The sequence below is a fragment of the Desulfosarcina sp. genome, from assembly GCF_033791525.1.
GTDB lineage: Bacteria > Desulfobacterota > Desulfobacteria > Desulfobacterales > Desulfosarcinaceae > Desulfosarcina.
Genome location: NZ_JASJGN010000291.1, coordinates 1 through 23,156 on the forward strand (window position 1 = coordinate 1; position 23,156 = coordinate 23,156).

The following is a 23,156-nucleotide window of genomic DNA, read 5'->3' on the forward strand; positions in this document are numbered from 1 at the left end:
AACTCGGTGGTGTTCCAGCGAATGTCCTCCACCAGCGGTTCCGGCCCCACCAGGGCACCGCCGAGAATGGTGGCGTTGCCGGCCATGAATTTGGAGATGGAGAGCATCACCATATCCGCCCCCATATCCATGGGCCGCTGAAGCGCGGCGGTGGCCGTAGTGTTGTCGACCATCAGCGGCACCCCCTTGGCGTGGGCCACGTCGGCCACGGCCTGAATGTCGGTAACGAACAGGCAGGGGTTGCTGGGGGTCTCCACCCACACCAACCGGGTTTTTTCGTCGATCTGACGGTCCCAGCTGGCCGCATCGGCCGGATCCTCAACGAATCTGAATTGAACGTGGCATCGTTCCGGAAAAATCGTCACCGCCTGCTTGTATCCCTCGCCGAAGACATTCAGAGAGGTGACCACATTGTCGCCGGGACGGGCGATCGTGAAGATCAGGTTGAACAGGGCCTGGGACCCGGAAGCAGCCGTCAGGCAGGCCTCGCCCCCTTCAAGAGAGGCAAGACGCTCCTCCAGCACCGTGTTGGTGGGCGTCCGGGTGCGGCCGTACACCGGACAGGGAATTTTGTCGAACGTCTCGTAGGGGAAGGTGATGGACTGCACCAATGGCGGCACGAATGACCTGAAGTCATTCTGGTTCTGCATGGGGTTGAATCCGGCATGCAGGCAGCGGGTGTCGAAACCATCTGCCGCGTCCTCGCGGATTTTTCGGGACACCTTTTTGTCGTAGATCCAGGACTCCCTGAGAAAAAAATGCTTGTCGTCGGACATGGGCTATCCTCCTGTTGGGACATCACATTGCCAAAATGGGTTGAGATAGTAACAAGAATCCAGGAGCCAGGAGTCAGAATTTAGAATGGCGTTGTTGTCGCCTCGCTCCTGCGTATTTTAAATATAACGCAGCCGAAGGCAACCTCCTTATTCGGGCTCCTGACTCCTGAACCCTGAACCCTGAACCCTGACTCCTGAACCCTGAACCCTGAACCCTGAACACTGAACACTGAACACTTAACCCTGAATACTTAACCCTGAACACTTAACACTTAAGCAACTAAGATATATATTTTTAGAATTTAACTCTGAAATTGAACGTACAAAAAATCACTTCTTTTTCCCATCAATCCAATCCTGTTCCCGTTTCACGATGGCTTTGATCTTTTTCTGGACATCTTCGGGCAAAGAATTGACGGTATGCGTTTCCAGGATCCGATCCACTTCCCTGGAAGCCTTGTCTTCAAGAGTCAACCGGCCGTTCTTTTCCCACAGGGAGTAAGGCCCCTTGTCGAAAAGCTTGGAGTAGAACGGCTCCTTGTAGTGGCGCATGGTATGGGGATGCTGCAGAAAGCTGCCCGTGGGCCCCACCTCGTCGATGGCATCCAGGGCCAGGGTTTCGTCATCCACCACGACGCCCCGGGTGGCGGCGCGCAAAAATCCAATCGTCTCGTTGGCCATCACCTGAAGCTGAAGCGAGCCCTGAAGGCCCGAGTCCATGAAACCGACATCGTGGACGATGTTGGCGCCGTGGAGCAGGGCGGTCATCAGGCTAATGGTGCATTCCATGCCGGCCTGGTGGTCCAGCATCTTGGCATCGGTGGAGCCGCCCAAACCAAAAACGGGAAGGTCGTAGTGTTTGCCCATGCTGGTGGGCACACCCTGCTCGTCTGCCAGCACGTAGTTGCCCACCATGGTTTTCAGGTTATAGGGGCCGCCGTTCCAGCCCGGGACGGCAATGGGCGAACCGTCGCGGACCAGTTGCGAGATCACCACCCCTAAGAGGATGCCGGCGTTCATGGAGGCCATACATCCGGCAATCGTGGCCGGTGAGTTGACGCCGCCGGCATTCAAGGGGATCCACAATTGAGGCAGCCCTTTTTCGGCCAGATAGATGCACTTTTGCAGGGCCTCCTGGTTGGCCACCAATCCGGATGTCACGTTGATGTAGCAGGTGGCAAAGGGAAAACGCCGGAAGGCATCCGGGCCCCCGGCCACGGCTTCGCACATCTCAACGGCAGCCACACAGCCCTCGAAATCCGGCGAGACGAACACAATGGGCTTGGTGGTGTGGTTGAGCATCACTTCCATCTGGTAGCGGTCGTAGATGCGCTGGTCCACGTCCTTGGGCAGGAACAGGGACATCACAAAATCGATTTCGGGAAGTGCGTCCATCACCGTGGCGGCGGCCACGACATCCTCGAGAACCGGCCCCCGGCGTTTGCCCGTATGATGGTCCAACACGGTCAGGCAGTCCGAACCGCCGCCATAGTAGGTATTATATCCCCAGGCCCGGATGGCAGGGTTTTTTTGGCGGTCGTACAGGGTAAGGCGGCGCGGCGCCGAGGCCAGCGCCCGGGTCACCATGGTTTCGGGGATGCGGATGCGGATGCCGTCGGCCGAAGCGCCGCCGGCCACCAGAATCTCCCGGGCTTTTTCGTCGTGGACATCCACACCGGTGCGTTCGAGAATCTCGAGCGTTCCGATGTGGATGCGATCGCATTCCTGATGGCCCATGCGGGAATAGCGGGCGCTGGTCAACCGGTTTTCATGGGTTGGTATCATGTGTCACCTCTTTTTTGATATATCAATTTTAATTTAAGTTATATCAATTACTATTTTGTGGAAACCTAAAAGTCAATTTTATTGTTGCACATATGCCGGTTACTGATATTAAAAAGGACCCTGAACCTGATCTCAAAAATAGTCTAAGTGCCCATGGCAGCGTTATGAAACGGCTCAACATGCTCACATACTAACTGTATGCTGCGCTTTTTCGCCGTTGCATGCCTTGCCCTGAACCCTGATCCTTATTTTTGAAACAGGTTCATATCGAAAATCACACGCAATCGCTAAACCATGGAGCCCCCGATGCCTCAAAAAACCAACGTGCGCACATCCAAAAACCAGATTTACGCCACCCTGAGAAGTGAAATCATTCTGGGGCACCGCAAACCCGGCGAACGGATGGCCGTCGACGACCTCAAGGCCCGGTTCGGCACCAGCGTGACCCCGGTGCGCGATGCGCTGCAGATGCTCAACCAGGAAGGGCTGATCACCATCAAGCCCCGCTCCGGATATTTTATCACCCAGATCACATTGAAAGCGCTGCGGGACATGCTGGAACTGCGGGAGATTCTTGAGACAGCCGCCGTGGAACGGGCCGCCGAGACCATCACGGATGCCCAGCTGGCGGCACTCAAAAAGGTTCACGCCGGTTACACCGGAGACGACGACCAGGCTTACACCCGCTACACCGATGAAAACAGGCGGTTCCACTACCTGCTGGCCCAGGCATCCGGCAACCAGGAGTTGGCCCTGGCCCTGCGGGGTATACACGACAGGCTGGCCCGCTTCATGGTGATCCGCCACGCGGGAAAAAGTCTCGAAGAGATCCACGCCCGACTGATCGATCGGCTGCAGGCCCATGACGTCTCTGGCGCCCGAAAGGCAATCCTGGACGAGGTGGGCGAAAGCCGGCGGGCCATCATGGATCGAATCATGCAGGAAGAGGCGGCGTACTGGCATGTGGGGGCGGGGGGAGATATGGGAAACAGATAATCATCCTTATGCATGACTGCGCAGCCGGTCCGAAGAGAGTGATGATGCGACAACAAATTGTCGAAACCATTGAAACGATGGTTGAACAAACAAATCAACAGTCAGATATGGCATCCGCCTGGAAAACGCCGCTGGTGGGGTTTGCCGACGCCGGGGATCCGCTATTCGGCGAGCTGAAAACAGTCGTCCGCCCGTCCCATCGATTGCCCGGGGATCTTTTACCCGGCGCATGTACGGTGATCGCCTATTTTCTTCCCTTCGATCCGGCGATCCCCCGATCCAATCATCGGGGCTCGTTCAGTTCCGAGTCCTGGGCCGTCGCCTATATCGAGACCAACCGCCTGATCGCCGGAATCAATGAACGGGTCAACCGGCTTCTGGAGCATGGGGGATTCCGGGGCACCCGCCTGCCGGCCACGCACAATTTTGACGAAGAACAGCTGATGAGTGACTGGTCGCACAAGCATGTGGCCTATATTGCCGGCATCGGCAGTTTCGGGCACCACCACATGCTCATTACGGAAAAGGGATGCTGCGGACGACTGGGAAGCGTGGTCACCGATGCGGCCATTGAGCCCACGCCACGAACCGAACGGGAGCGCTGCCTGTTCAAGTTCGACGGTTCCTGCCGTAAATGCGAAAAGCGCTGCCCGGCCAAGGCCCTCGAAGCGGATCTGTTTGGCCGTCACGCCTGCTACGATCGGCTTTTGGAAAATGCCCGCCTGCACGAGCGCCACGGACTGGCCGATGTCTGCGGCAAGTGCGCCGCCATCGTGCCCTGCTCTTTCACCGATCCGGTGAAACGCGCCACCCGGAAAAAACGGTCAGATCGCTGAACCTGCCGGGCAAGCGGCCCATCCGAACTCATGACGCAGCCAAGAGGATGGATCATCGGTTAATCACTTAGGTTTCACAACAGGGATCTGTAGCGTTTTGGCCGCCGTCGCTCATGGTATAAAACTGAACGTCTGTGTCGGAAGCCACTACCGTTGAGCGGGTTCCATCCTTCTTAACCGTGCCATCGGTTTTTTCTTCTTAGGGATTGAGCCCAGTATATTGTCCCGGTCGCTGCCGCCCGATGGCGCGGCCACACCCGCAACTGTCGAATTTGTTTATATGACAGACAATAGAGGACTGAAGCCGTTTGATTCCACTTTCCGTAATCGATATTCGCGACCGATCGATCGTGATCAACCCGTCAGTTTCCATAGAATCGATCGCAGAGGTGATGCTGCGCGTTGGAATGTCGGAGAATTCTTCGAAAATACCGTCTTGGCGGATCGTTCCGTCCTGAAATTGCCCATTGAGCGGATTGCACATGAAATAGAGGATATTGATTTCCAGGTTGTTGAATTTCATATCACACCTCTTCGCGGTCTCATGCGGTTGGTTAGCGAAAAGAAACGAAAGCTGAACAATGCGTCAACCGCAGCCAATAATTTCAACAAGAATCAGGCCAACTATCCAAAGCGTTGACAAACCAATGAATTAACGATGTAGGGCGTGAAATCCGGCACTTCACGAAAGATCAATAATTTGAGAAAATCAACTATTTGAGAATGAATATCAAAATTTTGATGCGAAAAGGTTGGTGTGCCTTAGCCGGAGAGGGTGCAGTGCTTCTGCAAGGCTACTTGGGTGGTTTGTGGATATGCATTCGCTTCATTCGCTCGATCAGCGTCGTCGGTTTGATCGCCAACAATTGTGCGGCGCCCGCTTTTCCGTATATTTTCCATTGGCAGTGGATCAATGCGCTAATCGTGTTTTGACGCTCGAATTGTTTTAATTCCGCGTCAGTCATCACCTGTCCGTGCAAATCGCCATCCGGCATGCTGACCGCCGGCAGGCTCTCACTGAATTGAACTCCCGCTTTGATAAGACTGAAATTCAGATCATTAGATCGGGCAAGAATCATCGCCCGCTCAATGGCATTTTCAAGCTCCCTGACATTGCCTGGCCAATGGTAGGATTGCAGATCGATCAGGTTGGCTTTGGTCAAACGGGGGCATGGAACATTCAGCTCTCTGGAAAGCTTCTTGGCAAAGTGGGTGGCCAATGGTTGAATATCGGTTTTACGATCTTTCAGGGGGGCGATCTGAATGGGAAAAACATTCAGCCGATAGAACAAATCGTCTCGGAATCGTTTGGCCGTGACCTCCGTTTGAAGGTCTTTATTGGTTGCGGCGATAATCCTGACATCCACCTTCCTGGTTTTGTCCTCTCCGAGGCGCTCGTATTCACCTTCCTGTAGAATGCGCAGCAGCTTGCTTTGCAGATCAAAAGGGATTTCACCCACCTCGTCCAGAAAAATGGTCCCGCCGTCGGCAGCCTCGAACCGACCGATCCGATCTTTTACCGCACCGGTGAAGGATCCTTTGACGTGGCCGAAAAATTCGCTCTCATAGAGCTCTTTGGGAATGGTCGCACAGTTCACCTTGATCAGGGGCTTTTCTTTTCGGCTGCTGTGCTTGTGAATTTCACGGGCGACCAGCTCCTTGCCGGTACCGGACTCACCGTGAATCAAAACATTGGCATCGGTGGGAGCCACCAGTTCAATCTGCGAGATGACGGTTTTTATCGGATGACTGTCGCCGATGATGGTGCCGTATGCGTGGGACGCGGCAAGTTCCTGTTTGAGAAAAACATTTTCAGCCTGCAGCCGATCCTTCAACAGCCGGATCTCTTTGGTTCGCTCGGCAACCAGTTTTTCCAGCTCATCGTGTGCGTTCTGGATCGCCTCTTCCGCCTTTTTGCGTCTGGTGATTTCAGATGCCAGGTTGTGGTTGGCCGCCTCCAGGGAACGGATGTAGACGGCACACTGGCTTTCCAGATTCCTGCACTTCTCCTTTAAAAGGTGAAGATCTTCCGGCTGATTGATGGGCGATGCAACCATGCGGTGCTCCAGGATGGTTTTGATCGATGCAGGCCGTCCAGACCCATGGGCTGTTGAACCCACCGATCGACACGGGACAAATGGGCAAACAAGGGTAAGCTACTACAGGATTAAAAAAAAACAATGCGCAGGGTCTTCCTTGACAATTCCCGGGCGGCCGACTTATTATTCGCTTTCAAAAGCGCCTAAATAATTCTTAGTTGTTGGCTCTCCACAATTTGATGGTCCCCGTTCGTCCAACCCTTGAAGAGAAAAGGTGAAACGTGCAGCCGATCGACGCCAACGCCCTCTTATCACCATGGCAGCCTGGTATGTTCACCCTGACTCTGTATGCCGTCGTCGTCATCGCGCTTACGATTGCCCTTCTCTTTCTCTCCCGCTGGCTGGGACAACGGTTACCCAACGATGAAAAACTGCGCGTTTACGAAAGCGGCATCATCCCCACCGGTCAGGCGAGACTGCGCTATCCGGTGCCTTTTTTCATGGTGGCCATCTTCTTTTTGATTTTCGACGTGGAGGGGGCCTACATCTTCTCCTGGGCGGTGGCCAGCCGTTCGCTGGGCTGGGCAGGCTGGTTCCAGATCGAATTTTTTATTGCCGTACTGATTGCCGGTCTGGTCTACATCTGGGTGAAAGGAGGCCTCGAGTGGGGTCCGCATCGCGATTGAATTCCGATATCGCCCTGGCCAGTGTGGACGTGGTGGTCAACTGGGCCCGCAAGTACAGCCTGTGGCCCATGTTTTTCGGCCTCTCCTGCTGCTTCGTGGAAGAGGCCACCGTCTTCACCGCCCGCTATGACATGGCCCGTTTCGGCGCCGAAGTCCTGCGGCCCTCGCCCCGTCAGGCCGACCTGCTGATTACGTCCGGAACCATTTTTAAAAAAATCGCCCCGGTAGTCCTGCGGCTCTATGAGCAGATGGCCGAACCCAAGTGGGTGATCTCCATGGGATCGTGCTCCAACACCGGCGGTATGTATGACGCCTACAGCGTGGTCCAGGGCGTCAATCAAATCCTGCCGGTGGACCTTTACATCCCCGGGTGCCCACCGCGGCCCGAGGCGGTGTTGGCCGGGCTGGTCAAGCTGCAGGAGAAGATCGTCCAGGAAAAACCGGCCCGCCCGATCTTTCATCTTGCCGGCGGCACGCAGGGCACGCAGCAGCCGGTGCTGGTGGACGGCGTTACCAAAAGCCGCGATCCGCGCGGCCCGGGAATGACCGGCACTGCCATTCGGGGCACCTCGGTGATCCCGCCGGATTTTACCGGCAACCGTAGCGACGGGATGTGGACCCCGCCGCCGGCCGAGCAACCTACCACCGAAACGGACCGGCAGCTTGCCGAAAGACTGCGCCAGCGCTTTGGCGACGCCGTTCGCGCCGTATCGCCCACCAGTGACATGGCCACCTTTGCGGTCAGCCCCACAGCCATCCGGGAGGTGCTGGCCTATTTGAAGAATGATGCGGTACCGCGATTCCGGAGGCTGGATGACCTGACCGCCATCGACGAATCGGCCCGTCGCAACCGCGAACCGGGGCACGATTATACCGTGGTTTACCATCTGCTGGCCTTTGACCCGCCCACCCGGCTGCGCTTGACCGTGAACCTGGCCGGCGAATCCCCCTCCGTCCCCAGCGTCACCGGTATCTGGCCGTCCGCCGCCTGGTACGAGCGCGAAGTCTACGACATGTTCGGTATCGGCTTTGACGGGCACCCCGACCTGAGACGGATCCTGATGCCGGACCACTGGCAGGGCCACCCGCTGCGCAAGTCCCACCCCGGCCGGTCCACAGAAATGGATCCTTACACGCAAAGCGATGCCCGCCGGCTGCAGCCACGCGACGGCGGCCTCTTTTTCAAAGGCCGCGAGGGGCGGCAGGACCTTATCGTTAACGTGGGCCCCCACCATGTGAGCACCCACGGATTGATCCGCTACATACTTGGCCTGGACGGGGAAACCATCACCGACATGGATATCGAGATCGGCTACCACCATCGGTCGGTGGAAAAGATCGGGGAGCGGCAGACCTGGCACCAGTTCATCCCCTACACCGACCGGGTGGACTATCTGGCCGGGGCGGCCAACAACCTGCCCTATGTGATGGCCGTGGAGAAGCTGACCGGCATCGACGTACCCTCTCGTGCCCAGTGCATCCGCGTGCTGCTCAGCGAGCTGTTTCGCCTGAGCAACCATCTGGTCTGGCTGGGCACATATGCCCATGACGTAGGCGCCATGACCCCGACGTTTTATACCTTCCGGGAACGTGAAATGATCCTGGACATCGTCGAGCTGATCACCGGCGGCCGGCTGCACCCCTCCTGGTTCCGCATCGGCGGTGTGGCCGCCGATCTGCCCGAGGGCTGGAAAGCCGCCGTGGACGCCTTTACAAGCATCTTCGACCGGCGCATGGATGAATACGAAGCCCTGATCACGCACAATCCCATTTTTCGGGCACGGACCCTGGGCGTGGGCGCCATCAGCCTGGAAGACGCCGTGACCTGGGGGGTCAGCGGCCCCAACCTGCGTGCCTGCGGCCTGGCCTGGGACCTGCGAAAGGCATTCCCCTACAGCGGCTACGACCAGTTCGATTTCGACATTCCCACGGCCGAGGGCGGCGATTGCTTTGCCCGCTACCTGGTGCGCATCGAAGAGATGCGCCAGAGCCTGCGCATCATCCGCCAGGCTGCCGAACAGATGCCGCCGGGACGCACCGTCACCGACGACTACCGCTATGTAGTCCCATCGCGCAAGGATATGCTCACGGATATCGAAACCCTGATCCACCATTTTATCAATGTGACCCGGGGGCCCAAAATTCCCAGGGGCCAGGCCTATGTCGCCTGCGAGATCCCCCGCGGCGAACAGGGTTATTTTGTGGTCAGCGACGGGCTCGGCTATGCCTACCGTATGCGCATCCGGGCGCCGGGTTTCGCCAATGTGCAGGCCCTGCCGCTGATGGCCAAAGGTTGGTCGCTCTCCGATCTGATCACCATTATCGGGTCGGTGGACTACATACTACCAGATATCGACCGTTAAAAGGACAGTGCCGTAAAACGTTCGATATCGGCGTTACGCGAACGCCTCATCGCTGCGGCGTACCGTAAGTACGCCTCGCTCTTCGGAATTCGCAAGCCTTGATCTCGAACGTTTTACGGCACCGTCTGAAATTGGTTTTTTTAAGGGTTTATCGCGTATATGCTTCCGGAAAAATTAAAAAGCGAACTCACCGCACAAATCGGCCGGGTGGCCCATCCGCGAGAGATGGCCATCGACGTAATCAATGCCCTGCAGGACCATTTCGGCTACTTTTCCGACGAGGCGCTGACGCAGGCGGCCGACCTGCTGGGCATGTCGCCGCTGGAACTGGATGAACTGGCCACCTTCTATACGTTCATCTACCGCGAGCCGGTGGGAAAGCACGTCATTCACGTGTGCGACAGCCTGATCTGCTGGATGGAAAACGGTGAGAACCTGGTGGCGCACCTGTGCGGCCAGTTGGGTATCCGCATGGGTGAAACCACGGCCGACGGGCTGTTCACCCTGTTGCCGGTATGCTGCATCGGCTACTGCGACCGGGCCCCGGCCATTTTGATCGACCGCAAGGTGCATGGCCCGCTGACCATCGAATCCCTCGATCGGCTGATCGACACACTTCGGGAGAATCATTCTTGACCGCAACCTATCCACAGGTGCTGCTCAAACACCGCAAACCGGACCGCATCACGACCCTGGCGGAGTACCGGGAGGCAGGTGGATATGAGGCCCTGCGACAGGTCTTGACCGAAATGGACCGGCAGGAAGTCAAAACCCGCCTGTCAGATGCCCTCTTGCTGGGACGCGGCGGCGCCGGGTTCCCGGCCGGCATCAAAGTGCAGACCGTGGCCGAAGACGCCCCATTTCCGCGCTATATGGTGTGCAACGCCGATGAGATGGAGCCGGGCACGTTTAAGGATCGCGTGTTTCTACATGCCGAGCCGCACATGCTCATCGAGGGAATGACTCTTGCGGCCTATTCGATCAAGGCATCCCACGGCATCATCTTTATCCGGCCTGAATATGAAAGCGCGGCCAGAATCCTGGAGCGAGAAATCGACATCGCTCGTCGGGAGGGATGGCTGGGGGAGCGTATCCTCGATAGCGATTACGACTTCGAGATTGTCGTCCACCGCAGCGGCGGCCGCTACATCTGCGGTGAGGTGACCGCCCAGATCAACGCCCTGCAGGGCATCCGGCCCAACCCCAAGCAACCGCCGCCCTATGCCACAGACAAAGGGCTGTGGGGCAAGCCCACCCTGGTGAACAACGTGGAGACCCTGGCCTGCATTCCCCATATCGTTAGAAACGGGGCGCAGTGGTTCAAGGATCTGGCCTTGTCGCCGGAGGCCGCCGGCACCAAACTCTTCTGCATATCGGGCAAAGTGAACAAACCCGGTTGCTACGAATTGCCCCTGGGCATCAAACTCTCGGAAATCATCGAGACTTGCTGCGGTGGCATGAAGGACGGGGCCACGTTCAAAGCCTGCCTGCCGGGCGGGGCCTCCACCGGATACTTGACCCCGGACCACTACCATATCGCGATGGATTTCGAGTCCCTGAAAAAGGTAGGCAACCGCTTGGGAACCGGGGCCGTCATGGTGTTCGACCACCACAACTGCATGGTGGCCGCAACCTTGAACCTGACCGAGTTTTTCGCCCGGGAGTCCTGCGGCTGGTGCACCCCCTGTCGGGAGGGATTTCCCTACCTGCGGGACCTGTTGTGGCGAATCGAAAACGGGCAGGGGGGGGCGGATTTCATTCCCATGATGAAGACCATGTGCCGACACCTGTGGAAATCATATTGTGCCTTTGCTCCGGGCGGGGTGGCTTCCATCGAAAGCCTGCTGGTATACTTTGAGGACGAGGTGATGGCGCATATAGAGGGTAAGGGATGCCCGTTCAAGAAATGAAGCAAAGGGCATCTTGCGGCCCAGGGCGGCGTTCTCCCATTTTCACAATCCTCGACGTAGCCCTGCTACGCCTGCGGTTGTAAAAATGCTGCGGCCTTGCCCTGAACCACAAGCTGGCCTTTCCACTGCAAATGTAGGAAAATAGTTTTGACAACATCCGAATGAATCGACGACCTTTTTGGTCGAGTCATGAGAGAACATCGAACGCCAAACAACCGTTTAGAAGGTTTTGTAAAAAGGCCGAGATCAAGGCTTGCGAGTCCCGAGGAATGAGGCGTACTGATCGTACGCTGCAGTGACGAGGGATGAAGCGTAACGCAGATATCGGGCTTTTTATGAAGCCGCCAGGTTGAATATTATGCCCAAGCTTATCATCGACAATCGGGAGATTGATGTCCCCGCCGGCACCAAGGTGATCGAGGCGGCCGAACGGCTGGGCATCATGATCCCGCGTTTTTGCTATCACCCGGCCTTAGGATCGGTGGGGGCCTGCCGGGTCTGCGCCGTGGCCTTTACGGAGGGGCCGGTCAAAGGCGTTCAGATGAGCTGCATGATCGACGCCCAGGACGGCATGGTGGTTTCCACCACCGATGCCGAAGCCGTGGATTTCAGGCGGCACGTCATCGAATGGCTCATGCTCCACCACCCCCACGACTGTCCGGTGTGTGACGAAGGCGGACACTGCCTGCTGCAGGACCTGACCGTCGCCGGCGGCCATGGCCTTCGCCGCTACCGAGGCCTCAAACGCACCCACAACAACCAGGACCTCGGACCGCTGGTCCAGCATGAAATGAACCGCTGCATCCAGTGCTATCGCTGCTCGCGGTACTACCAGGAATTCACGGGATACAGGGATTTGGGCGTGATGGGCATCGGCAGCAGGGTCTACTTCGGCCGCAGCGCCCCAGGGGTATTGGAGAGCCCCTTTGCCGGCAACCTGATCGACATCTGCCCAACAGGCGTTTATACCGACAGGCCCTCACGCTACGTCGGGCGGCGCTGGGACTATCAACGTCAACCCTCTCTGTGCATTCACTGTTCCTTAGGCTGCAACCTGACGGCTTCGGCCCGCTACCGTCAGGTCATGCGCCACGAGGCCCGGTTCAATGGTAAGGTCAACGGTCATTTTATCTGCGATCGAGGCCGCTACGGATACGCCTACGCCAGCGCCGTCAACCGACCTCGGCAGGCCATGGCCGCCGGAACCATTGGGGCAACCGCCGATATCCTTGCCGGTGCACGGGAAGCCATCGAACAGACGGTGGAGCGATATGGCCCCGTCAGTGTGGCGGTCGTGGCTTCGCCACGCAGCAGCCTGGAAACCCTGGCCGTGGCCAAACAGGCCTGCGGTCGGCATGGATGGACCGGTCTGGCAGTAGCGGGCACCGCCCGGCAAGCCTTGAACCAGAAAACCGCCGTCGACCGTCTCAGGCCGGAACTGGCCGTCTCCCTGGCTGCCGACACCAAGGCCCATGACGTGCTGGTCATCGGTGCGGATCCGCTCAACGAAGCCCCCATGCTGGCCCTTTCACTGCGCCAGGTGCAGCGGCACGGGGGCCATGTGACCGTGATCGATCCGCGGGGGGTGCGGCTGCCTTTCGATTTCGATCACTGGGCCGTTCATCCCTCGTCCGTAGGCGCCATCGTGCAGGCATTGATTCAGGAGATTGGAGGCGGCGGGGCGTCAGCGCCGGCGATATCGACAGCATTCGATGTAAGAACCCTGGCCCGGCGCCTCAATGCCAGCCCACGACCGGTGGTCATCTGCGGCACCGACATTCTGACGCCGCGGGAAATCGATCTGGCTGCCGATCTGGCCCAGGCACTGTGCCGGACCCATAAGGTGGCCGGGCTGTTTTTTACTCTGAATAGTGCCAACACATTCGCCGCCGCCCTGACCCATGACGCATCGGTTTCTACCGAAGCGGTTGTCGACAGAATCGAAGACGGCAGCGTTCGTTTGCTGGTGGCGGTTGAGCAGGATCTATGGCGTGATTTCCCGGACCGGAAACGCCTGCAGGCCGCATTGAAACGGCTGGATCACCTGGTGTTACTCGATTTTGTGGACTCCCCGCTGAACCATACGGCGGATCATTTCATACCGACGCAGCCGCTCTACGAATCCGGCGGCCATTGGATCAATCAGGAGGGGAGATTGCAAGCGTCATCGGCCGTGATGGCCGGCGGCGAGCCCATCGAGGTCACCGGCACTCTGGATCATCCACCGCGCGTGTTCGACACGCGCATCCCCGGCAGTGAACCGATCGCCGCCTGGCAGGCCGTAGCGGCCCTATCAGAGGAATCCGTCGAAAATCAAATGCAGCTGTTGAAAACCGCCCTGGTCGATTTTCATCCCGCCGTGAATCCTGCACCGGCCGAAGCAGCGGGACAGCGCATCGACCTGCATGCAATATCCCCTGCCCGCGTCGAGTCCGGGGTGCCGACCCTGCCGGCGGATGAGGATGCTCCCGCCGATGCCATCATCCTGCTGCTGGTCGACTGGACCTTCGGCACCGAAACGCTGTCGGCCATGGCACCGGCACTGAACAAGGTGGAAGAAGCACCCGCGGCGCGCCTACATCCGGACACCATCTCCAGGCTAGGTCTGGAAGAAGGCAGGCCCGTCACGGTAACGATGAACGCAAATCGGCTGAAGGTACCCGTGCAGGCCGATGCGCGCATGGCGCCAGGTGTGATGGTGATTCCCAGGCACCATCTACTGGAATGGCAAATTTTCGGTGAAACGCGTGTGATATTGGAACGCTCGCAGCTGAAGGCTGAAAGCGCATAGCAAAACAATCATCCTCTCCCCTTGAGGGGAAAATTTGATGTGTATGGAGACCCTGTTCCTTAGCTGAACCAAAGATGTGATATGCGTCCCCTCGCCCCTTTGGGGAGAGGGACAGGGTGAGGGGCATTTGTTTAAGGCTGTCGTAAAGCCTGACACAAGGCAATCGAATCGTGTTTGGATAACGGATATCGTATGGACTATTTGCTCGGCCTCATCATACTGTTAATCAAGATCGCCGTCATGTTGGGAGGGCTGCTTCTGGCGGCCAGCTACCTGGTGTGGCTGGAGCGCAAGCTGCTGGCCCGGCTGCAGATCCGCCTCGGACCCAACCGGGCCGGCATTTTCGGTCTGCTCCAGCCCATCGCCGATGCCATCAAGCTGCTCACCAAGGAAGACATCGTGCCCTCGGCGGCAGACGGGTTCATCTTCCGCCTGGCACCGGCTGTGGTCGCCGTTACGGCGTTGCTGATGTTTGCCGTGGTGCCCCTGGGGCCGGACATGCAGGTGTTTGGCCACTCCGTTCCCATGGTGATCACGGACTTAAATGTCGGGCTGCTTTTCGTGTTTGCCCTGTCGTCGCTGGGGGTCTACGGCGTGGCTTTAGGCGGCTGGGCCTCCAACTCTAAGTTCGCCCTGCTGGGGGGCATCCGCGGTGCGGCGCAGATGATCAGCTATGAGCTGGCCCTTGGACTCTCGCTGGTGCCGGTGGTGATGCTGGCCGGGTCGTTGAGCCTCACGGCCATCGTGGATGCCCAAGCCGGCCTTCCCTTCATTGTGCTCCAACCAGTCTCGTTCGCCATTTTCGTGATCAGTGCAATGGCCGAGAGCAAGCGCATTCCCTTCGACCTGCCCGAAGCGGAAAACGAATTGGGGGCCGGATTTCACACCGAGTACAGCGGGATGCGCTTCGGCCTGTTTTTTCTGGGAGAATATGTCCACATTCAGGTGCTGGGGGCGCTGACGGCGGTCTTTTTCCTGGGCGGCTGGCACGGGCCGCTGCTGCCGCCGGTGGTCTGGTTGATGTTGAAGATTTTGATCGTGGCCGTGATCATGATCTGGATCCGCGGCACGCTGCCGCGGCTGCGCTACGATCAGCTCATGGCCCTGGGCTGGAAAGTGCTGATTCCGGCATCGTTGATCAATATTGTGGTGACGGGGGCATTTATTCAATTTGCCGGGTAGTGCCGGGCAATAAATGGCATCTTGCGGCCCGGCTCTGCGTTCTCGTGTTTTTGTAATCCTCAACGTAGCGCTGCTACGCCTGCGGTTGCAAAAACCCTGCGGCCTTGATCCGAACCACAATCTACCATTTCTGAATCGACACCGAAAAAGGTGATATGAGCGAAGATAAAAAAATAACTGACGAAAAACCCTTGAAACCTGCTGAAAGTTCGGGGTTGTCGGCCCTCAAAGCCCTGGTGGAGGGGTTCGCCACCACGGCCAAACACCTTGCGCGCAAACCGATCACCGAGTCCTACCCGGAATTCAAACGGGAACTGCCCGAACGCTCGCGGGCGCGCATCGTACTGACCCGTGACCCCGACGGTCGCGAGCGCTGTGTGGCCTGCTACCTCTGCTCGGCTGTCTGCCCGGTGAGCTGCATCAGCATGCAGAGTGCCGAACAGCCCGACGGGCGGCGCTACGCTCGCTGGTTCCGCATCAATTTCGGCCGCTGCATCTACTGCGGCCTGTGCGAAGAGGCCTGCCCGACCTCAGCCATCCAACTCACGCCGGATTTCGAGAACGTCCAGCGCGACATCCTAACAATGGTGTTTGAAAAAAAGGATCTGCTGGTGGACGGCTGCGGCAAGGACCCCTCCTACAATTATTACGAACATGCCGGCGTGACCACCGAAAAACGCGGCAAAGGCGAGCATGCCAGTGAGGCGCCGCCGGTCAATGTCAAGAGCAACTTGCCCTGACAACATAATTGACGACTCCGAAAAAATTGAATCTTCTTCCAGGGAGATAGGCCGATGACAATCAATCCGGATTTTCTTTCACCGTGTGGGCTTTACTGCGGTGTATGTGCCATTCATATCGCCCATCGTGATAAGAATCAAAAATTTCAGGAGCGACTGGCGGGGCTTTACAGGGGAGGCGTTGATGGCAAGGGCAGGCTTCCGAACGGAGACAACCTTTCAGCCGAAGATATTCGATGCGGGGGGTGCCTGTCCGACGACCGGTTCATGCATTGCAGGCAGTGTGAAATCAGGGACTGCACCCAAAAAAAAGGATATGCCGGGTGTCATCAGTGCGACGCGTTCCCCTGTCGGCACATTGAAAATTTTCCGATGACAGTTGGAAAGAAGGTCATTTTGCGGGCGGTTCCCTATAGACGAAAAGTCGGTACTGAAAAGTGGGTTCAAAATGAGGAGGCCCGCTATGTCTGCCCTGAATGCGGCAACACCGTTTTCCGGGGCGTGGTAAAATGCAATCGGTGCAAAGTGAAGCTGGATCTGGACTAGTGTCCGGTCGATATGCTAACCAGTCAAATGTAACCCAACTTGTCAAACAGGGCATTCAACCATGTCCATCCTGACCCTTTTATTTTACGCCATCGCCCTGCTGATCGTCGCCGCCACGGCCATGGCCGTTACCCGGCGCAACCTGGTCCATGCGGTGCTGTATCTGGTGCTGTCGTTTTTCGGCACGGCCATGCTCTTTTACCTGCTGGGCGCGCCCTTTCTGGCGGCGCTGGAAATCATCATCTACGCCGGTGCGATCATGGTGCTGTTTCTGTTTTTGATCATGATGATCCGGCTGAAAAAGCTGCCGGGCATGTTCTTTCCCGTCGGACAGCTGCTGCCGGCCATCTTGATCAGCGCGGGTTTTCTGGTGGTCAGTTCGGTAATGATCGGCCGGAACTCGTCGGGATGGGCCCCCATGCCGGCGGCCCAGGCATCGCCGATGGCCTTTGGCGTTTACCTGTTTCAAACCCACTGGCTGGCCGTGGAAATCGCCTCCATGCTGCTACTGGTGGCCCTGGTCGGTGCCTATATCCTGGGCCGCAGGGTTCGCGGACCGTCGGCAGACACCCGAAAGGAGGCGCCGTGATCGTTCCGCTGAACCACATTCTGCTGCTCTCGGGGCTCCTGTTCAGCCTGGGGATGTTCTGCACCCTGGCCCGACGAAACCTGATCATGATGCTGCTGGGAATCGAAATCATGCTCAATGCCGCCGCGGTGGGCTTTGTGGGCGCATCCCTGCACTGGCAGCAGATGGAAGGTCAGGCCATCGTCATTTTTATCCTGGCGGTTGCCGCCACCGAGGTGTCCATCGGTCTGGCCGCCATCCTCGTGGTTTACCGACGTACGGATTCGGTCGATCCGGACATGAATGCAGCGTTGTGGGAAAAAGGAGGACAACGATAGCCATGGTACCGGCAACCCCGCTTCCCATCAGCCTGATCGTCACCGCCGCCGCCCTGCTGCTGCCCCTGCTGGCCTTCGGTGTGATCATGCTGGCCACCCGGTCCCGCCACCGGCTCTCGGCAGCCATCTCCATCGCGGCCGCCGGCCTGTCCCTGCTGGCGGCCGTCTACCTGCTGGTGCAGCACTGGCAGATTCAGGCACCGCTGGTTTTCCAGGCGGTCTGGATGGTTTCCGGGCAGATGACAATTCCCATCGGCATCCTGCTGGATCCGCTGAGCCTGCTGATGCTCGCCGTGGTGGCCGCAATCAGCTTTCTGGTACAGATCTACTCGCTGGGGTACATGGCCGGGGATCCGGGATTCGGTCGCTATTACGGCTGCATGTCCCTCTTCGCCTGGGCCATGCTGACCCTTACCGTCTCCAGCTCGCTGCTGCAAATTTACATTTTCTGGGAGCTGGTGGGGCTGGCTTCCTACCTGCTCATCGGGTTCTGGTTCGACAAGTTCAGCGCCAGCGAAGCCGGGAAAAAAGCATTTGTGATGACGCGAACCGGCGATGTGGCCTTTCTGCTGGGGCTGGTGCTGCTCTGGCTGCAACTGGGCACCCTGGATATTCCGGTGCTGACCGACCCTGCAGCGGTGGGGGCGAAGCTGTCGCCAGGCATGATCACGCTGACCGCCCTTTTGATCTTCGGCGGCATCGTCGGCAAGAGCGCCCAGTTTCCGCTGCTCACCTGGCTGCCCGACGCCATGGAGGGCCCCACACCGGTGAGCGCCCTGCTGCATTCGGCCACCATGGTGGCCGCCGGCGTCTACCTGTTTTCGCGGCTGTTCGGCTTTTTCTCACTCTCGCCGACAGCCATGGCGGTGTGCCTGGCCATCGGCACGATCAGCATGCTGCTGGCGTCCACCATGGCCATGGTCGCCCGGGACATCAAACAGGTCTGGGCCTATTCCACCATCAGCCAACTGGGTTTCATGCTCATGGGACTGGGCGCCGGCAGCCTGTTTGCAGGCACGTTTCACCTGATTACCCATGCCGGATTCAAGGCGCTGTTGTTTTTATGCGCCGGTGTGTTCATTCATCACTGCGGTACCAACGATATGTTCGAGATCGGCCGGCAGGGCGGGCGCCGGCTCAAGTCGGCGCTGGTCTGCACGATCGTTGGAGCGGGGGCGCTTTCCGGCCTGCCACCGCTTTCCGGATTTTTCAGCAAGGAGCTCATTCTGAGCCACCTGCTGGACAGCGGGCACCCCGTCGCCTTTCTGGCCGCGGCGGTGGGCGCGTTTCTGACCACCTATTACTCGTTTCGCCTGATTTTCATTATATTGTTTCCCCGTGATGCGGACGACGCCCCGTCAACCAAAAGCCACGACGGCCATCACAGCGCCGGGGGCGAACGATCCATGGCCGCGGTACTGTGGTGCCTGGCAGGTGTCACCGTCGTCCTGGGTTTTTTCCAGACGCCGCTGCACGATTTTCTTGCACGTGCCGGCACAGGGGTCAACGCTGCAATGCCGGCCCACCACAGCTGGCTGCCGGTGGCCGCATGCATGCTGGCCGCGGTGGCCATCGGCCAGGCCTGGCTCGAATTCGGTCGCAAAAAAGCCCGGCAAATCGGCTGGGTGGAACGCATCCCGTTGCTGGCCGACCTGTTCGGGCAACGCTGGTACCTGGATCGGCTCTACCGCTATCTATTGGACACGTTGGTTTACCGGGGCATATCGCGACTGTTTACCGCCAACGACCGGCGTGTGATTGACGGCGCCCTGGACGGGCTGGGCCGATCGACCATCGGGCTGGGGCGGGTAATCGACTGGGTGCACAGCGGCATGATCCAATACCGGCTGATGATCATGGTCGCGGCAGTGATCAGTTTGATTCTTTTCATTGGATGGGGCGGTTGATCATGGCATACCAGCTGGCTAATTTCCCATTTTTGACTGCGCTGCTGCTCTGCTGTGTTGCAGGCCTGCTGGCGATTTTAGCCATTCCCGCAAGGCATGCGCGGGCCATTAAAATCGTCGGCGCCGTGTTCAGCGGCCTCACCCTGGTGATCTCGATCTATCTGTTCATCGCCTATGACCAGCAGTCGGGCGGTTTTCAGTTCGTTGAGCGGGTAGCCTGGATTCCCGCGCTGGGCATCGCCTATTACAACGGGGTGGACGGCTTCGCCCTGCCCATGCTGCTGTTGACCGGTATCGTCTTTTTTACCGCCGTGCTAACCTGTTGGGAGATGGAACTGCGGGTCAAGGAGTTCTTCGCCCTCATTTTCCTGCTCGTGACCGGTGTCTTCGGCCTGTTCATGAGCCTGGACCTGTTTTTCATTTTCGTCTGGTTCGATGTCTCCCTGTTTCCCATGTATCTACTCATCGCCATCTGGGGAAGCACCCGCAAAGAATACGGGGCCATGAAGCTGACCCTCTATCTATTGGCTGGCAGCGCGCTGATTCTGCCGGCCATCGTCTACCTGGTGGTTCACTCGGGCGCCATGACCTTCGACCTGCTGGCCCTGATGGAGGGCGACCGGTTTACCCCGGCACAGCAGCGCATCGCATTTTTCCTGCTCTACATCGGCTTCGGCATCCTGGCCGGCGTCTTTCCCTTTCACACCTGGTCGCCGGTGGGGCATGTGGCGGCACCCACGGCGGTGTCCATGATCCACGCCGGCGTGTTGATGAAGATCGGCGCCTTCGGCATCCTGCGGGTGGGCATGTTCCTGTGCCCGGAAGGATGGCAGTACTGGGCGCCGCTCATGGCCGTGTTGGCCACATGCGGCATTGTCTACGGCACCTTCGTCGGTTTGAATCAGACCGACCTCAAATACGTGATCGGCTATTCCAGCGTGGCACACATGGGCATCGTCGGGCTGGGGCTGTCCACCATGACGGTCGACGGCATCAACGGGGCGGTGTTCCAGATGTTCGCCCATGGCATCATGACGGCGCTCTTCTTCTCGTCGGTCGGCTATATCTACGACAGGACCCACACCAAAGCCATCGCCGAACTGGGCGGGCTGAGCCGCATCATGCCACGGGCGACCAGCTTTTTCATTATTGCCGCGCTGACCGGAATCGGCGTTCCCTGCCTGGCCAGCTTCTGGGGTGAACTAGTGGTGTTCATGTCCTGTGTGCGGGTATACCCGGTAGCCGGCGCGTTGGCCATCGGGGCGCTGGCGGTAAGCGCCCTCTTCATGCTGCGTGTGGTCCAGAAAACCTGCTATGGTCCGCCGCTGGAGAAATTTGCCGACCTGAAGGACATCACGGCCGCGCTGGCCGTGCCCCGCGTCATTTTGGTGTCGGTGATCGTGCTGTTCGGTCTCTTTCCGGGCCTGCTGTTTGATATGATCCATACGGCCACGATGCATTTGATTGGATTGCGATGAACTGGATACTGCTCACTCCCGAATTGATCCTGCTGCTGGCGGCGGCGCTGTTTTTAATAATTGCCTGCCTGAAGCCGGACCCGCGCAGGGATTACCAGCTTGCCGTGACCATGGCGGCTTTCACCGTGGCGGCCGCCATTGCCTGTGCGACGATGAGCGGCGACCTGTTCAACCACGTCTACCGGGTGGATCTTTTCTCCCAGGTCTTCAAGGCCCTGCTCGCTATCGGTTTTTTCCTGGTCGTCGTCCTGTGCGACGACTTTCAGGGGGTGGCCCCCTCGCACCATGGCGAGGCTTATTTTCTGCTGGCCGTCTGCACGCTGTCCATGATGATGCTGGCCTCTGCGGTCCACCTGCTGGCGATCGTTCTGGCCCTGGAACTGTCCAGCTATTCACTCTACATCCTGGTTTTCATGCGTCGGGAGCATCGCTGGGGGATGATTTCGGGACTGCGCTATTTTCTGGTGGGAGCCAGCGCATCGGCCATTATGCTGTTTGGCCTGGCCCTGATCTACGGGGTTACCGGTGCGGTGCACATCGATATACTGGTCCAGCGGCTGCCCGCGATGATGGGCCAACCCGTAGTCGTAACCGGACTGCTTTTGACCCTGGCCGGGTTCTTCTTCAAGCTGGCCGTCTTTCCCTTCCATTTCTGGGCACCGGAAGCCTACCAAGGCGCACCCAACCAGGTGGCGGCCTTTATTGCCGCGGTGTCCAAGGTCGCTGCCGTGGCCATTTTGCTGCGCATGATCGCCATGGCCCAGGGCAACAGCGACCTGCTGGCCAGAGGGCTGATCGCCATGGCCGTGATCTCCATGACCGTGGGCAACCTGGCGGCCATTGCCCAACGGGATTTCAAGCGCCTGATGGCCTTTTCCAGCGTCGCCCATGCCGGCTACCTGCTGCTGGGCATGCTTTGCATGACCCCTGCCGGCTATGCCGCCGCCATGTTCTATGGCGCGGCGGTGCTGATCATGAAATACACCTGCTTTATGGTCATGATCCGCGTGGCCGACGATGGTCGAAACCTGCAAATCGATGAACTGGCCGGGCTACACCGGCGCTCACCGCTGCTGGCCCTGGCATTGATGATGGCCCTGTTCAGCCTGGCCGGCATCCCGCCCACCGTCGGGTTTGTTGGCAAACTGATGATTTTCGTGGCCGCCATGCAAAAGGGCTATCTGGTGCTGGTGCTGATCGCCATGGCAAACGTGGTGGTCTCCTTGTATTATTACCTGTTGGTCCTCAAGGCCGCATACCTGGATGAACCCGCCCAGTCGCTTCCGGCGATCAACCTGACCATACCCGCCCGTCTGGTGGCCGTTGCTATGATCGTCCTGATTGTGGGCATTGGGTTTTACCCCACCCCCCTGCTGGATCTGGTGCAGGCTGCGGTTTTGAGATTACCATAGTCCCACCTCCTGTTTTCGGGAAGTTACGGCCACCCGGCGCATCTCATTTCCATTTTCATTCTCTCCCGTGCAAAAACAAACAGATTTAAAGAACCCTGACTCAATAGTTTGATGAATCACATCCAAAATTTGATTTAATCAAAATTTTGAGCCTTTGCATCAAACCAACGCCTTCGGATTTCATTCAATTTCAACAAGATAATCTCTTGTATGCCTTCGGCACGACAATTGTAATGTTATCATGCAAAGGGTTGGTTCCGAAGCTCGGCTTCGGACAGGATTCGATGAAGTGCTAAACCACGGAGGTGTAAAATGAGCGAAGAGACCAAAGAAATTGAAAAAAGCGACCCGGAAAAATCAGTCACCACGGATCGTGACAGCAGCTGTTGCTACTACGTCGATCCATGTGGGTGCTACGTCGATCCATGCTGTTGCACGCCGCGCTATATCTCCTGTTGTTGTTAGCGCTGACGGGGGGTTGGTGTGCCGCCATTATCCAGCGTTTGGATGATCACGAAATCTGTATGGATCATGATAGATGCTGGTGCCTGTTCAATCGGATCAATAAACAATAGGATTTCAGGAACTCAATGATGAAGCATGAGACCGCAGACAGGCGAATGCAGCAGCGGTGTGTCAAAGATGTTAGCATGACATGCGCTCATCTGAATCAAAACGATGACCGCATCGTCACCGTGCGCAACTACAGCAGCACAGGCTTGTATTTCGAATCGGATGAAGAGGCGCTAATCGGATCTTTTGTCGTAATAAGGACGCCCGGGTCTCACGATGTGGGAGTGCCT

General features: G+C 58.1%; 19 protein-coding genes. 15 read left to right on the forward strand and 4 right to left on the reverse strand.

Features of this window, described 5'->3' with window-relative positions:
- Positions 1-776, reverse strand: a 776-nt coding sequence (locus QNK41_RS14490; protein WP_319258145.1) for an aminotransferase class I/II-fold pyridoxal phosphate-dependent enzyme, incomplete at its 3' end; no start/stop codon positions are given.
- Between the two features lie 330 nt (positions 777-1,106).
- A complete protein-coding gene (locus QNK41_RS14495) occupies positions 1,107-2,561 on the reverse strand; it encodes a trimethylamine methyltransferase family protein (protein ID WP_319258147.1) in 1,455 nt (484 codons plus the stop codon).
- A 306-nt stretch (positions 2,562-2,867) separates the two neighbouring features.
- Here QNK41_RS14495 and QNK41_RS14500 point away from each other — a divergent pair, with 306 nt between their 5' ends.
- A complete protein-coding gene (locus QNK41_RS14500) occupies positions 2,868-3,557 on the forward strand; it encodes a GntR family transcriptional regulator (RefSeq protein ID WP_319258149.1) in 690 nt (229 codons plus the stop codon).
- Positions 3,558-3,598: 41 nt separating this feature from the next.
- Entirely contained in the window at positions 3,599-4,393 is a 795-nt protein-coding gene (locus tag QNK41_RS14505; RefSeq protein ID WP_319258150.1) for a hypothetical protein, read from the forward strand.
- A gap of 199 nt (positions 4,394-4,592) precedes the next feature.
- Here the strand turns inward: QNK41_RS14505 and QNK41_RS14510 are convergent, their stop codons facing one another.
- Together QNK41_RS14510 and QNK41_RS14515 are read right to left on the reverse strand one after the other, a co-directional pair.
- Entirely contained in the window at positions 4,593-4,916 is a 324-nt protein-coding gene (locus QNK41_RS14510) for a hypothetical protein (RefSeq protein WP_319258151.1), read from the reverse strand.
- Between the two features lie 271 nt (positions 4,917-5,187).
- The gene (locus tag QNK41_RS14515; RefSeq protein WP_319258153.1) at positions 5,188-6,450 is read right to left on the reverse strand and encodes a sigma-54 interaction domain-containing protein; all 1,263 of its coding nucleotides are present in this window, start codon (positions 6,448-6,450) and stop codon (positions 5,188-5,190) included.
- A gap of 311 nt (positions 6,451-6,761) precedes the next feature.
- Between QNK41_RS14515 and QNK41_RS14520 the strand changes: the two genes are divergently transcribed.
- From QNK41_RS14520 to QNK41_RS14580, 13 genes are all read left to right on the forward strand, one after another.
- A complete protein-coding gene (locus tag QNK41_RS14520; protein WP_319258155.1) occupies positions 6,762-7,118 on the forward strand; it encodes an NADH-quinone oxidoreductase subunit A in 357 nt (118 codons plus the stop codon).
- Positions 7,076-9,481: an NADH-quinone oxidoreductase subunit B/C/D gene (locus tag QNK41_RS14525; RefSeq protein WP_413815158.1), complete on the forward strand. Its 2,406-nt coding sequence runs from the start codon at positions 7,076-7,078 to the stop codon at positions 9,479-9,481. Before QNK41_RS14520 ends, QNK41_RS14525 begins: the two co-directional genes overlap by 43 nt.
- Positions 9,482-9,640: 159 nt before the next feature.
- Positions 9,641-10,117, forward strand: a complete 477-nt coding sequence (gene nuoE / locus QNK41_RS14530) for an NADH-quinone oxidoreductase subunit NuoE (protein WP_319258157.1) — start codon at positions 9,641-9,643, stop codon at positions 10,115-10,117.
- A complete protein-coding gene (locus QNK41_RS14535; RefSeq protein ID WP_319258159.1) occupies positions 10,114-11,391 on the forward strand; it encodes an NADH-quinone oxidoreductase subunit F in 1,278 nt (425 codons plus the stop codon). The genes nuoE and QNK41_RS14535 overlap by 4 nt, the downstream gene beginning before the upstream one ends.
- A gap of 358 nt (positions 11,392-11,749) precedes the next feature.
- A complete protein-coding gene (gene nuoG / locus QNK41_RS14540; RefSeq protein WP_319258160.1) occupies positions 11,750-14,182 on the forward strand; it encodes an NADH-quinone oxidoreductase subunit NuoG in 2,433 nt (810 codons plus the stop codon).
- A gap of 192 nt (positions 14,183-14,374) precedes the next feature.
- Positions 14,375-15,364, forward strand: coding sequence for an NADH-quinone oxidoreductase subunit NuoH (gene nuoH, locus QNK41_RS14545; protein ID WP_319258162.1), 990 nt, complete (start codon positions 14,375-14,377; stop codon positions 15,362-15,364).
- Between the two features lie 191 nt (positions 15,365-15,555).
- Positions 15,556-16,104 (forward strand): NADH-quinone oxidoreductase subunit NuoI, encoded by a 549-nt coding sequence (gene nuoI, locus QNK41_RS14550; protein WP_413815157.1) that lies wholly within the window; start codon positions 15,556-15,558, stop codon positions 16,102-16,104.
- Between the two features lie 54 nt (positions 16,105-16,158).
- Positions 16,159-16,650, forward strand: coding sequence for a DUF3795 domain-containing protein (locus QNK41_RS14555; RefSeq protein ID WP_319258164.1), 492 nt, complete (start codon positions 16,159-16,161; stop codon positions 16,648-16,650).
- A 61-nt stretch (positions 16,651-16,711) separates the two neighbouring features.
- Complete coding sequence (locus tag QNK41_RS14560) at positions 16,712-17,239, forward strand: NADH-quinone oxidoreductase subunit J (RefSeq protein WP_319258166.1); 528 nt, start codon at positions 16,712-16,714, stop codon at positions 17,237-17,239.
- Complete coding sequence (nuoK, locus tag QNK41_RS14565) at positions 17,236-17,556, forward strand: NADH-quinone oxidoreductase subunit NuoK (protein ID WP_319258167.1); 321 nt, start codon at positions 17,236-17,238, stop codon at positions 17,554-17,556. Before QNK41_RS14560 ends, nuoK begins: the two co-directional genes overlap by 4 nt.
- 2 nt (positions 17,557-17,558) lie before the next feature.
- Positions 17,559-19,463: an NADH-quinone oxidoreductase subunit L gene (locus tag QNK41_RS14570; RefSeq protein ID WP_319258169.1), complete on the forward strand. Its 1,905-nt coding sequence runs from the start codon at positions 17,559-17,561 to the stop codon at positions 19,461-19,463.
- A gap of 2 nt (positions 19,464-19,465) precedes the next feature.
- Complete coding sequence (locus tag QNK41_RS14575; protein ID WP_319258170.1) at positions 19,466-20,941, forward strand: NADH-quinone oxidoreductase subunit M; 1,476 nt, start codon at positions 19,466-19,468, stop codon at positions 20,939-20,941.
- The gene (locus QNK41_RS14580; protein WP_319258172.1) at positions 20,938-22,353 is read left to right on the forward strand and encodes an NADH-quinone oxidoreductase subunit N; all 1,416 of its coding nucleotides are present in this window, start codon (positions 20,938-20,940) and stop codon (positions 22,351-22,353) included. Before QNK41_RS14575 ends, QNK41_RS14580 begins: the two co-directional genes overlap by 4 nt.
- Positions 22,354-23,156 lie beyond the last annotated feature (803 nt).